Source organism: Mycobacterium sp. GA-1199, from assembly GCF_001500045.1.
Lineage (GTDB): Bacteria > Actinomycetota > Actinomycetes > Mycobacteriales > Mycobacteriaceae > Mycobacterium.
Map to the genome: position 1 here is coordinate 136,280 of NZ_LQIX01000002.1, position 12,453 is coordinate 148,732.

Annotated in this window: 12 protein-coding genes; 5 read left to right on the top strand and 7 right to left on the bottom strand. The window is 67.9% G+C overall.

Annotation, left to right across the window (positions count from 1 at the left end; genetic code table 11):
* The first annotated feature begins 44 nt into the window (after positions 1 to 44).
* Positions 45 to 1,598 (top strand): flavin-containing monooxygenase, encoded by a 1,554-nt coding sequence (locus tag AU198_RS03735; protein ID WP_197416014.1) that lies wholly within the window; start codon positions 45 to 47, stop codon positions 1,596 to 1,598.
* The gene (locus AU198_RS03740; protein WP_064346140.1) at positions 1,595 to 2,542 is read left to right on the top strand and encodes an alpha/beta hydrolase; all 948 of its coding nucleotides are present in this window, start codon (positions 1,595 to 1,597) and stop codon (positions 2,540 to 2,542) included. The genes AU198_RS03735 and AU198_RS03740 overlap by 4 nt, the downstream gene beginning before the upstream one ends.
* Before the next feature lie 6 nt (positions 2,543 to 2,548).
* On the opposite strand, the gene cwsA is transcribed toward AU198_RS03740, so the two are convergent.
* Complete coding sequence (gene cwsA, locus AU198_RS03745; RefSeq protein ID WP_064346141.1) at positions 2,549 to 2,989, bottom strand: cell wall synthesis protein CwsA; 441 nt, start codon at positions 2,987 to 2,989, stop codon at positions 2,549 to 2,551.
* A gap of 108 nt (positions 2,990 to 3,097) precedes the next feature.
* On the opposite strand from cwsA, the gene AU198_RS03750 reads away from it, so the two are divergent.
* Positions 3,098 to 3,625, top strand: a complete 528-nt coding sequence (locus AU198_RS03750; protein ID WP_064346142.1) for a peptidylprolyl isomerase — start codon at positions 3,098 to 3,100, stop codon at positions 3,623 to 3,625.
* A gap of 106 nt (positions 3,626 to 3,731) precedes the next feature.
* Here AU198_RS03750 and AU198_RS03755 read toward each other — a convergent pair whose 3' ends face one another.
* Positions 3,732 to 4,157 (bottom strand): PH domain-containing protein, encoded by a 426-nt coding sequence (locus AU198_RS03755; protein ID WP_064346143.1) that lies wholly within the window; start codon positions 4,155 to 4,157, stop codon positions 3,732 to 3,734.
* Between the two features lie 155 nt (positions 4,158 to 4,312).
* A complete protein-coding gene (gene crgA / locus AU198_RS03760; protein ID WP_064346144.1) occupies positions 4,313 to 4,576 on the bottom strand; it encodes a cell division protein CrgA in 264 nt (87 codons plus the stop codon).
* 81 nt (positions 4,577 to 4,657) lie between these two features.
* On the opposite strand from crgA, the gene AU198_RS03765 reads away from it, so the two are divergent.
* Both AU198_RS03765 and AU198_RS03770 read left to right on the top strand, forming a co-directional pair.
* Entirely contained in the window at positions 4,658 to 5,443 is a 786-nt protein-coding gene (locus AU198_RS03765; protein ID WP_502689265.1) for a DUF881 domain-containing protein, read from the top strand.
* Between the two features lie 78 nt (positions 5,444 to 5,521).
* The gene (locus AU198_RS03770) at positions 5,522 to 6,208 is read left to right on the top strand and encodes an aminodeoxychorismate/anthranilate synthase component II (RefSeq protein WP_064346146.1); all 687 of its coding nucleotides are present in this window, start codon (positions 5,522 to 5,524) and stop codon (positions 6,206 to 6,208) included.
* On the opposite strand, the gene pknB is transcribed toward AU198_RS03770, so the two are convergent.
* Genes pknB through AU198_RS03790 form a run of 4 tightly spaced genes read right to left on the bottom strand, consistent with a single transcriptional unit; the run spans position 6,186 to position 12,334 of the window.
* Entirely contained in the window at positions 6,186 to 8,063 is a 1,878-nt protein-coding gene (pknB, locus tag AU198_RS03775) for a Stk1 family PASTA domain-containing Ser/Thr kinase (RefSeq protein ID WP_064346147.1), read from the bottom strand. The two genes, AU198_RS03770 and pknB, sit on opposite strands and share 23 nt — an antisense overlap.
* A complete protein-coding gene (locus tag AU198_RS03780; RefSeq protein ID WP_064346148.1) occupies positions 8,060 to 9,403 on the bottom strand; it encodes a protein kinase domain-containing protein in 1,344 nt (447 codons plus the stop codon). Before AU198_RS03780 ends, pknB begins: the two co-directional genes overlap by 4 nt.
* A 46-nt stretch (positions 9,404 to 9,449) precedes the next feature.
* A complete protein-coding gene (gene pbpA, locus AU198_RS03785; RefSeq protein WP_064346149.1) occupies positions 9,450 to 10,925 on the bottom strand; it encodes a D,D-transpeptidase PbpA in 1,476 nt (491 codons plus the stop codon).
* Positions 10,922 to 12,334, bottom strand: coding sequence for an FtsW/RodA/SpoVE family cell cycle protein (locus AU198_RS03790; RefSeq protein ID WP_064346150.1), 1,413 nt, complete (start codon positions 12,332 to 12,334; stop codon positions 10,922 to 10,924). The genes pbpA and AU198_RS03790 overlap by 4 nt, the downstream gene beginning before the upstream one ends.
* Positions 12,335 to 12,453 lie beyond the last annotated feature (119 nt).

The following is a 12,453-nucleotide window of genomic DNA, read 5'->3' on the forward strand; positions in this document are numbered from 1 at the left end:
GATCACGCGAGGATGGCCACAGTGACCTAACTCAAGGAGTTGACGTGCAGGAGAACTCACGCACTGTTCCCACCCTCGATGGGGACACAGCGGGGCACGCCGCGGATTCACCCGATGTGGACGTGCTCGTCATCGGTGCCGGCATCACCGGACTCGGCTTCGCGTCTCGGCTGAAGATCGAGACGCCCGAGAAGTCGGTGTTGATCGTCGATGCCCACAAAGAGGTCGGCGGCACCTGGCATCTGTTCCGCTATCCCGGCATCCGGTCGGATTCCGACCTGATCACCTACGGCTACCAGTACAAGCCGTGGACCAAGGAGAAGGCGATCGCACCGGGCGCCGAGATCAAGAACTACCTCATCGAGACGGTCGACGAGTTCGACCTCGCCGACCGGCTGCGCCTTGGCGCTCGGGTCGAGTCACTGGATTGGTCCTCGGCTGAGTCGCTGTGGACGGCGACCCTGCGCGACGTTGCCACCGGCGAGGTGGACACCGTGCGCGCCCGGTGGGTGGTCTCCGGCACGGGCTACTTCGACCATGCGGCCGGTTACCGCCCCACCTGGGAGGGCGAGGAATCGTTCGCCGGAACTCTGGTGCATGCGCAGGATTGGCCCGAGGACCTCGACTACGCAGGCAAGCGGATCGTGGTCATCGGCAGCGGCGCCACGGCCGTGACGCTGCTGCCCGCCCTGGCCGAGAAGGCCGGACTGGTCACCATGCTGCAGCGCTCACCCAGCTACATCATTCCGCTGCCGGGCAAGGACGTGGTCCTCGATGTGCTGCGCCGCTTCCTGCCCCTCAACACGGCGTTCGAGGTGACGCGAAAGGTGAACATCCAGCGCCTGCGCACGCTGGTCAGCCTCAGTCGGCGCTATCCGCGATTCGTGCGCGCAGTGATCCGACAGATCAACAAGGCGTTCCTGCCAAAGGGTTTCGACGTCGACACCCACCTGAACCCGGCGTACAACCCGTGGGAGCAGCGGATGTGCATCGTTCCCGACGGCGACCTGTACGGCGCCATCCGGCGCGGCCGCGCCACCATCGCCACCGACACGATCAAGCGGTTCGTGCCGGACGGCATCGAGTTGACATCCGGCCAATTCCTGCCCGCCGACATCGTGGTCGCCGCCACCGGCTTGAAGCTGATCCCCTTCGGGGGTGTCAAGGTTTTCGTGGACGGGGAGCCCATTGACTGGCCCGACACCGTGCTCCACAAGGCGGTGATGGTCAGCGGCCTCCCGAACTTCTTGATGGGATTCGGCTACACCAACAACTCGTGGACGTTGCGGATCGATCTGGCCAGCGCCTACCTGGCACGGCTGTTCAAGCACATGGACAGTCGCGGCTACGACACCGTCGTACCGCGGCTCGCCGACGCCGATGCCGAACGGGAGTTGATCCTCGAGGATCTGACGTCCAACTACGTACGCCGCAGCGTCGGCGCGTTCCCCCGCCAGGTCAAGGACCCGACGTGGAGCTTCCCGAGCCACTACCGCTTCGACCTCGAACGCCTCGCCGGCCCGATCGACGACGGCACCCTGGAATTCGGGCGCAGCGCCGACCGCGCGCAGCTGACGGTGATCGGTGGTGTCGCATGAACCGCGACGAGGTGACCTTCCCCAGCGCCGGAACAGCTTGTGCCGGCTGGTATTACCGGGGGCAGAGCGAGGCGTTCGAGACGGCGGCGGGACGTCCCTGCGTGGTGATGGCCCACGGTTTCAGTGGCACGCGCGATGCCGGGCTGGAGGGCTATGCCGAAGGGTTCGCCGCGGCGGGTCTGGACGTCTTGCTCTTCGACTACCGCGGATTCGGCGGATCCGCGGGGCAGATGCGCCAACACATCGACTACCGGGGGCAGCGCGCGGACTATCATGCGGCGATCGCGGCGGCCCGCCGGCTGCGCGGGGTCGACCCGGACCGCATCGTGCTGTGGGGTACGTCGTACTCGGGAGGGCACGTTTTGAACGTGGCGGCCAACGACCGCCGGGTCGCCGCGGTGGTGTCACTCACGCCGGCCGTCGACGGTATCCCTGTGCTCGGGATGATGATCAAGTCGGCCGGCGTCGGCAAGGTCGTCGCCCTGACCGTGGCGGGGTTGCGAGACCGGTTCGGCCGGCGCCCGCACATGCTGCCGGCGGTGGGTCCGGAGGGCTCGCCGGCTGTGATCGCCAAGGACGGTGCCCTGGAAGACTTCCTCGCGGTGTCGGGACCGTTGTGGCGCAACGAGGTTCGTGCGCGGTGCACCCTCGACGTCGCCCGCAACCGGCCGGTGCGCAGCATCGGGAAAGTCGCCGCGCCGCTACTGGTCCAGGTCGGCGATTTCGACACCGTCGTCTCGTCCTCCGCCGCTGAGCGCGCTGCCGGCAAGGCCACCGCGCCGACCGAACTGCGGAACTACCCGGTGGACCACTTCGACGTCTACGGCGATCCGTGGCTGTCGACCATCCTGCGCGACCAGATCGAGTTCCTATCTCGTCGGGTTGGCCGGTCCGGTGACGGCACGCACATGACTCGGGAGGGGCTCGTCAAGCTGCAGCGGTGACAGCGCTCAGGGTTTCGGCGTCACTTCCACACTCGGCGGCAGCGGGGACGGCTCCGGCTGCGTCGAGCGGCGCACAATCGAGAACGCCACCGCTCCCCCGGCCACCACGACGACACCTGCCGCCGCCCACACCAGTCGGCGTCTGCGCTGCCTGGCCTTCGCCGCGCGCGTCGGGGCCGCTCCCTGCAGAACCCGGTTCACGACCTCCTGCGCGGCGGCGAGCTCCTGCGCGATGGCCTCCTGCGCGGCGGCCAGATCCTCGCTCAGCTGAGCTCTGATCCTGCCCCGGCGATACCGCTCCCCCACCCACGCTGCCGACGACTGCGCACCGTTGACTCCGAGGCCAAATGCGCCGCGCGTGACATCGACCGGCCCGACCGCCGTGTACTTCAGGCCGCGGCTCAACCGCTGGCCGGGGGTCAACCGGATCTCGGTCCTGGTGCTCATGGGTGTGTGCCTTTCTCGCGGCCGGGGTGCGACCACAACAGCCTGCCATTCACCCGAACCCAACGGTGCCGGAAGGGCGCCGAACGCGGCGTGGCACACTGACATCCCGTGACGAGCCCCATTCAGACAGCGACCGCAACACTGCACACCAACCGCGGCGACATCAAGATCGCACTCTTCGGCAACCACGCGCCCAAGACCGTGGCCAACTTCGTCGGCCTGGCGCAGGGAACCAAGGACTACAGCGGTGAGAACGCATCGGGCGGCACGTCCGGACCTTTCTACGACGGTGTGGTCTTTCACCGCATCATCGACGGCTTCATGATCCAGGGCGGCGACCCGACCGGTACAGGTCGCGGCGGACCGGGCTACAAATTCGAGGACGAATTCCACCCCGAGTTGCAGTTCGACCGGCCCTACCTGCTGGCGATGGCCAACGCCGGCCCGGGCACCAACGGGTCGCAGTTCTTCATCACGGTCACCAAGACCCCGCACCTGAATCGCAAGCACACGATCTTCGGCGAGGTCGTCGATCCGGAGTCGCAGAAGGTCGTCGACGCCATCGCGACCACCGCGACCGACCGCAGCGACCGACCGACCGATCCGGTGGTCGTCGACTCGATCACGATCGCCTGACGCGCGACTGCCGAAGGGTTGCCGAGACCACCGAGACGACGGTTTATGACGAAGTTCGCGCCGTACGCATCAGTAACCGCAGCCTCGGCACCGGTAACGTAACCGCTCAGGAGGAACCCCAGCCGGCGTAGCCGGCCTGGGTCAGCGCGTCCAGCACGTGCAACGGGTCGGTGCCCAGATCCCAACGGGTGAACACGAGCAGGTCCCCGCTGTTGGTGTCGATCTCAAGAAGCCGGACTTTGCGGGCCAGCCGGCGGAACTCGGTGATCCGGACCAGTTTGATCTCGGTGCGTGGCAAAACCTTGGTACCGAACCACCCCCTGCTGACGAGGGCGCCGTCTTTGATTGCCAGCTTCGGTCGCGCGCGCCACGAGAAGATTGCGAACACGAGCAAACCCACGCCGGCAACGCCACCGAGGAGGCGCCCCGGCGGGTCTGTGATCAGGCTCACAGCGACTGTAGCCAAGATAATTCCGCCTACGGCGCACGCGGCGATGCCGCCGGCGGGCGGGCTCCATTGAGTTTGCTGCACGAGTTCTCCACACCCTTCCACCGGGATGTATGCGGTTATCCACAAGTGCTATCCCCAATGGGGATGAATCACATCCGTGTGATCCGATTACCGGGCGGTTGCTGGCACGGTAACGGGAAGCGACAAGGTTGAATTCAATTCAGGGCGGGGCGATCTCAGCGCCACCGCATGGTGAGCAACAGCCCGGTGATCATGAAGGCAAAGGCGATCGCGTAGTTCCACGGGCCGAGCTCCGCGAGGAACGGGATGGCCGATGACGCCAGCTGGAAGACCAGCAGCCAGACCAAGCCGATCAGCATCAAGCTGACGAACAGCACGACGAACCAGGTGCTCGACGGCCCGGCTTTGACCTTGACGGGCGTCCGGCTCACCGGGTTGGCGGTGAAGTCGTTCTTCTTGCGGACCTTGGACTTGGGCATGGGTACCTTCGGGACAACTGAATGCGACGATGTACGTACGAGCCTAACGTAGGCCCGGCACTTCAGAGTCAGGGAAGCCAGTTGCAGCGGTCGCATCATCGAAAGCCGACGCCGCAAACGGTCGGCCGGTGGTCGACGGCGTGGCGGTACGGGGTGCCGGTGGTCTGTCTGCTCGCCGGCTTGTTGCTTGCCGCCACCCACGGTGTCTCCGGTGGTGACGAGATCCGCCGCAGCGACGCCCCGCGTCTTGTCGACCTGGTCCGGGAGACCCAACAGTCCGTGGACCGGCTCAGCGCAGAACGGGACGCGTTGGTGTCGTCCGTCGACAGCCATCACGGGGGCAGTCCGGGGACCGATGCGGCCCTGACCGCGATCACCGCCCGCTCGGCGCGGTTGGCTTCCGAGGCGGGCCTGGAGCCACTGCGCGGGCCCGGCCTGGTCGTCACGCTCACCGACGCGCAACGCGACGCCGAGGGCCGCTTTCCCCGCGACGCCACCCCCGACGACCTCGTGGTGCACCAGCAGGACATCGACGCCGTCCTCAACGCGTTGTGGAGCGCCGGGGCGGAAGGCATCCAGATGCAGGACCAGCGCATCATCGGGACCTCGGCGCCCAAGTGTGTCGGCAACACCCTGCTGCTCAACGGGCGCACGTACAGCCCGCCCTACGTCATCACCGCGATCGGTGACGCGCCCGCGATGCAGGCGGCGTTGGCGGCCGCTCCCCTGGTCACTCTCTATCGCCAGTACGTGGTGCGGTTCGGCCTGGGCTATTCGGAAGAGCCCCGGGCATCGGTCGAACTGGTCGGCCACAAGGAGCCGTTGCGCATGCAGTTCGCCAAGCCCGCGGGCCCGATCGGATACTGACCCCGGCCTCGCCCGGTGTGGCAGGTCGCACCCCGGCGCGACCCGCTACGCCCACACAGCAACCAGTAACCTGGGCTGATGCAGGTCTTGGTCGTCGACAACTACGACAGCTTCGTGTTCAACCTGGTGCAGTACCTCGGTCAGCTCGGGGTGCAGGCGCAGGTATGGCGCAACGACGACGACCGGCTTGCCACCGACGCCGATATCGCGAAGGCCGCCGCTGATCACGACGGTGTGCTGCTGTCCCCCGGCCCGGGTACGCCCGAGCGGGCGGGCGCCTCGATCCCGCTCGTCAAGGCGTGCGCGGCGGCCGGAACCCCGCTGCTGGGCGTCTGCCTCGGGCACCAGGCGATCGGGGTCGCGTTCGGCGGCACCGTGGACCGCGCACCCGAACTGCTGCACGGTAAGACCAGCGTCGTGCACCACACCGATTCCGGTGTGATGCAAGGACTTCCGAATCCCTTCACCGCCACCAGATACCACTCGCTGACCATTCTGCCCGAAACGGTGCCCGACGAACTCGAGGTGATCGCGCGCACCGAGGGGGGCGTCATCATGGCGGTGCGCCACGTCGGGCTGCCGATCCACGGCGTGCAATTCCATCCCGAGTCGATCCTGACCGAGGGTGGACACCGGATGCTGGCGAACTGGCTCGGCTACTGCGGCGCCGCGCCCGCCGAGTCCCTGGTGCAACAACTGGAGGACGAGGTCACCAGCGCCCTCGCCGCCGGCCGACAAGCAGCTACGACGCGAAGTTCAGCGTGACCGTGTCGCCGAAGTTGACCCCGCTGCCGGGCGCCGGGTTCTGAGTCACCACCGCATTGGTGCGCTGACCGCTGTTCTGCACGTCGGCGCCCTTGTCCAGGAAACCCGTCCAGCCCAGCGCGCGCAGCCGCGGCTCCGCGTCCACCCAGAACATGCCTCGCAGGTCGGGCATCACGAACTGGTTGCACGCCGACAGCCGCAGCTGGATGGGGGAGTCGACCGCGGAGTCCTGTCCGGCCGTCGGCAGCGTGCCGATGACCTGGCCGCAGGGTTCGGTGCTGTCGACCTGGACCGACACCACATTGGTGAACCCGGCGGCGGTCAGGATCTCGCGCGCCGGTGCCTCCGGCTGGTTCTCGACGTTCGGCACGGGACGGCTCTGGGGACCGGAGCCGACGATGACGGTGATCTCGTTGGTGATCGCGGACGTCTGATTGGCCGGGGGATTGGTGCCGAGCACCCTGTCCTTCAGCTCCGGTGTCGACGGCGACGACGACGATTTGAACCGCACGAAGCCGGCCTCTTTCAACCGTTCCGTCGCCTGCGTGTAGGTCAGGTTCTTGACGTCGGGGATCTCGCGCTGCTCCGGGCCGGTAGAGACGTTGAGGGTGATCTCCTCGCCCGCCTCGACCGATGTGTCGGCGCTGGGGTCGGTGCTGATGACGTGGTCGGGGGGAACCGTCGAGTCCGGCCGCTGCTGGGTCCTGGTCCTGAATCCGCGGTTCTGCAGCTCGGCGATCGCGTCCGCCGACGGCTGACCGCTGACGTCGGGCACTTCGACGTTGCGGGTGGTTCCGCCGAACATGTTGATCGCGACGGTGACCACGACCGTGAGGACGGCCAGGACCGCGACCGCTGCCAGCCACCGGGCGACCGAGCCGCGGCGGTCGCGGTCGGAGTCGTCGGGGGCGGGCACCGGCGGCATCGGGTCGATCGGCTCGGTGCGCTCGTGGCCCGTCGGCGCCGACAGCAGCGAGCTGCGTTCGGCGTCGGTGAACACCTTGGGCGCCTCCGGTTGTTCCCCGCTGTGCACCCGGACCAGATCGGCGCGCATCTCGGCGGCGGTCTGATACCGGTTGTCGGGGTTCTTGGCCAACGATTTGAGCACCACCGCGTCCAGCTCGGGGCCGATCGCGGGATTGCGCTGCGACGGCGGTACCGGATCCTCGCGGACGTGCTGGTAGGCCACCGCCACCGGTGAGTCACCGATGAAAGGTGGCTCACCGGTGAGGATTTCGTAGAGCACGCAGCCCAGCGAATAGACGTCGGAACGGGCGTCGACCTTCTCGCCGCGGGCCTGTTCGGGCGAGAGGTACTGCGCGGTCCCGATCACCGCCGCTGTTTGGGTGACGCTGTTGGCGTCGGCCAGTGCGCGGGCGATGCCGAAGTCCATCACCTTCACCGCACCGGTCTTGCTGATCATGATGTTGGCCGGTTTGACGTCGCGATGGATGATGCCGTGCTGATGGCTGAAGTTCAGCGCCTGGCAGGCGTCGGCGATCACCTCGATCGCCCGCCGCGCCTCCATCGGGCCGTCGTTGTGGACGATGTCGCGCAGCGTCACGCCGTCGACGTATTCCATGACGATGTAGGGCAGCGGGCCTTGAGGGGTCTCGGCCTCGCCGGTGTCGTAGACCGCCACGATCGCCGGGTGGTTGAGCGCCGCGGCGTTCTGGGCCTCGCGGCGGAACCTCAGATAGAAGCTCGGGTCGCGGGCGAGGTCGGCGCGTAGCACCTTGATCGCGACGTCGCGGTGCAGCCGCACGTCGCGCGCGAGGTGGACCTCGGACATGCCCCCGAAGCCGAGGATCTCGCCGAGTTCATAGCGGTCGGACAGGTGTTGCGGGGTCGTCATTGCAATGTCTGTTCTGGAGCCGAACGCCACTGGTTGGGCTCCTGTGCCGGGGCTGACGGCAATACCGGCGGCATTGCCGGTGACGCCATCGCCTGCGGTGTGGTTACCCGTGATTGTCCCTCACCACCGCCACCGCTTTCTTCGACGGTCCGGTTGGGAAGCGCCGCGGGTGATTCGAACGGGGTGGTCTCGGTGATCGTGTTGGTGATCGTGGGCGGTGGGGTCTGGCGGTCCTGGCGGTCCTGGGCGTTGAGCACGATCAGGATCGCGATGATGATCGCCAGCGCTCCCAGCACGCCGGCGGCCCACAACAGCGCGCGCTGACCCGAGGAGAACGTCCGCCGTGGTGGGGGAGGCCGATGGCTGCCGGTCGCCGAGCGGGGACGGGCCGCGGTGGCCGGTGCGCGGCCGGTCATATCGGCGGCGGCGCGGGCTTGAGTGGCCGACGGCACGGCGGTGGGCGCGGCCCGACCGATCGAGGGTGCGGCGTTCGGCCGCGGCGGGCGCCGACCGGAGCGCACCGCGGCCACGGCGTCGGCGAATGCCCCGCCGGAGCGGTATCGCATGCCGGGGTTCTTGACCAACGTGATCTCGATCAGCTCGCGCACATTGGGTGGCAGGTCGGCGGGTAGCGGTGGCGGCGTCTCCTTGATGTGCTTCATCGCCACCGTCAGCGCACCGTCACCGGTGAACGGCCGCTTACCCGAAACCGATTCGTAGCCAACGACTCCCAGCGCGTAAACGTCGCTGGCGGCGGTGGCGTCGTGGCCGAGGGCCTGCTCGGGGGCGATGTACTGCGCGGTGCCCATCACCATGCCGGTTTGCGTCACCGGCGCGGCGTCGACGGCCTTGGCGATGCCGAAGTCGGTGAGCTTGACCTGGCCCGTCGGCGTGATGAGGATGTTGCCCGGCTTCACGTCGCGGTGCACGAGCCCCGCACTGTGGGCGACCTGCAGAGCGCGGCCGGTCTGCTCGAGCATGTCGAGCGCATGGCGCAGCGACAGCCTGCCGGTCCGTTTCAGCACCGAGTTCAGTGGTTCACCGTTGACGAGCTCCATCACCAGGTAGGCGGTGCGCCCCTCGCCGTCCATGTCGGTCTCGCCGTAGTCGTACACGCTGGCGATGCCGGGATGGTTGAGCATGGCGACGGTGCGCGCCTCGGCGCGGAACCGCTCGACGAACTCGGGGTCGGTGGAGTACTCCGCCTTGAGCACCTTGACCGCGACCCGGCGGCCCAGCCGGGAGTCCACGGCCTCCCAGACCTGTCCCATGCCGCCGGTGGCGATCAGCCGCTGCAACCGGTAGCGCCCCGACAGCGTCACTCCCACGCGAGCCGTCATACGGCCCCCTGGTCACATGCTGTGCGGACCGCCTGCTGCCGGGCTGTCATGAGCCCTCCCGCAGGGCCGCGGCGATGGTGGCCCGCCCGATCGGAGCGGCCAACGCGCCGCCGGTTGCCGACAGCCGGTTACCGCCGTTCTCGACCAGGACCGCGACCGCCACCTTGGGGGCCTGGGCCGGGGCGAAGGCGATGTACCAGGCATGCGGAGGGGTGTTGCGTGGATCGGTACCGTGCTCCGCTGTGCCGGTCTTGGATGCGATCTGCACGCCGGCGATGGCTCCCTTCTGCTGAGTCACCTGCTCGGCGGCGACCATCAAGTCCGTAAGTGTATCGGCGACCTGCTCCGACACCGCCCGGCGCTCTTCCTGCGGGGCCGTCGTGGCGATGTTCGAGAGGTCCGGTCCCTTCAGGTTATCGACCAGGTACGGCTTCATCGCCACCCCATTGTTGGCGATGGCCGCGGCGATCTGGGCGTTCTGCAACGGGGTCAGCGCGACGTCCTTCTGCCCGATGCTCGACATGCCCAGCGCGGCGGCGTCGGGGATGGGACCGACGCGGGACTCGACCACCTGCAGTGGGATCGCCGGGGCCGATGCGTCGAGCCCGAACCCGCGCGCGGCCGAACGCAACGCGTCGGCGCCGGTGTCGATCCCCAACTCGACGAACGCGGTGTTGCAGGACCGGGCGAACGCCTCCTGCAGCGACGTGGTGGGGCCGCCGCCGCAGGCCGAGCCGCCGAAGTTCTCCAGCGTTGCGGTGCTGTCCGGCAACGGAATTCGCGGTGCCGCGGTGAGCTGCGTGTTCACCGTCGCGCCGCGCTGCAGTGCCGCCGCGGTGGTGATCACCTTGAACGTCGACCCCGGCGGGTAGGTCTCGGAGATCGCCCGGTTCAGCAGTGGCGATTCGGGGTCGTCGCGCAGCCGCTGCCAAGCCTCGGTCTGGGCGGCCATGTCATGGGTGGCCAACAGGTTGGGGTCGTAGGACGGCGACGACACCATTGCCAGGATCTTGCCGGTCGACGGCTCGATGGCCACCACCGAACCCTTGCACGGACCGTCGCAACCCTCTTCCATCGCGTCCCAGGCCGCCTGCTGGACCTGCGGCCTGATCGTGGTGTCGACGTTGCCGCCGCGCGGGTCGCGGCCGGTGAAGAAGTCGGCGAGCCTGCGGCCGAACAGCCGCTCGTCGGAGCCGTTGAGGATGGAGTCCTCGGCGCGTTCCAGACCGCTGCTCGAATACTGCAGCGAGTAGAAGCCGGTGACCGGGGCGTAGGCCAGCGGATTGGGATACACCCGCAGGAAGCGGAAACGGCCGTTGGTGGACACCGAATAGGCGAGCAGTTGGCCGCCCGCGGAGATCTGCCCACGCTGGCGGGAGTACTCGTCGAGCAGCACCCGCTGGTTGCGGGGATCCGAGCGCAGCCCGTCGGCCGTCAACACCTGTGTCAGCGTGGCATTGCCCAACAACAGCACGATCAGGGCCATGACCGTGACGGCGATGCGGCGCAGTGAGGTGTTCATACTTTCTCGATCACCTCGGTGCTGGCCGCCGCGATCGGCGTGGGGGTCTGGGGTCCGGCGATGATCGGGCGCCGCGCGGCGTGCGAGATCCGCACCAGGATTGCCAGCAGGGCGTAGTTCGCCAACAGCGACGAGCCGCCGTAGGACATCCACGGCGTGGTCAGCCCGGTCAGCGGAATGAGCTTGGTGACCCCGCCGACCACGATGAACAGCTGCAGCGCGAGCGTCGAGGCCAGGCCCGCGGCGAGGAGCTTTCCAAAGCTGTCCCGCACGGCGATCGCGGTGCGCAGGCCGCGGATGATCACGATCGTGTAGAGCATCAGTACCGCCGCCAGCCCCACCAGACCGAGTTCCTCACCGATGGCCGCGATGATGAAGTCCGTCGACGCGGCGGGCACCGTACCGGGCTGACCGTTGCCCAGGCCGGTGCCGAAGATCCCTCCGGTGGCGAAGCTGAACAACGACTGCACCATCTGGTAGCCCGCGCCGTCGGGGTCGGCGAACGGGTCGAGCCACGTCTGCACCCGCACCTGCACGTGGTCGAAAATGTGATACGCCGCAACGCTTCCCGCGGCGAACAGGGCCAGCCCGATGACAACCCAGCTGAGCCGGTCGGTGGCCGCGTAGACCAGAACCAGAAATGACGCGTACAGCAGCAGCGAGGTGCCGAGGTCCTTCTCGAAGATCATCACGCCGACCGAGGCGATCCATGCGGCCAGCAGCGGTGCGAGGTCACGGGGGCGGGGCAGGTCCATGCCCAGGACGTGTTTGCCGGCACTGGTGAAGACGCTGCGCTTGGACACCAGGACCGCGGCGAAGAAGATCAGCAGCAGGATCTTGGAGAATTCGGCGGGCTGAATCGAAAAGCCCGGCAAGCGAATCCAGATCTTGGCGCCGTTCTGTTCGGACAATGCGCGTGGCAGCACGGCGGGAATGGCGAGCAGTACCAGGCCGGTGAGCCCGCAGACGTAGCCGTAGCGGGCGAGCAGCCGGTGGTCGCGAAGAAAGATCACGATGAGCGAGAACCCGACGACGCCGAGCAGGGTCCACAGCATCTGCTGGTTCGCCGTGCCGCCGAGGCCGTCCTGGGACAGTTCGCCGGCGGCGAGGTCGAGGCGGTGAATCATCACCAGCCCCAAGCCGTTCAGCAGCGCGACGACCGGCAGCAGCAGGGGGTCGGCGTACGGGGCGAAGCGTCGTATCGCGAGGTGCGCACCGCTGAAGAGCGCCATGTACGCCACGGTGTAGCGCGCGAGGTCCCAGTGCAGACCCTGTTCCTGGTTCGCCTCGACGAGCAGGAGCGCAAGTGTGGTGATGACGGTGGCGAAACCCAGCAGGAGCAGTTCGGCGTTGCGCCGGTTGGGAAGTGGTGGCGCGACGGAAACGGCGGACTGCGGCTGGGTCGTCATGACACTTCCCGGCAGTTGACTCCCGGCTCGGGTGGCGGGGGCGGCAGCGCGGTGACGGTCGCGCGTCGGCGTTCAACCCGCGACGCAATGAAGCCAAGCGCGCGCTACCGGAACCGGAG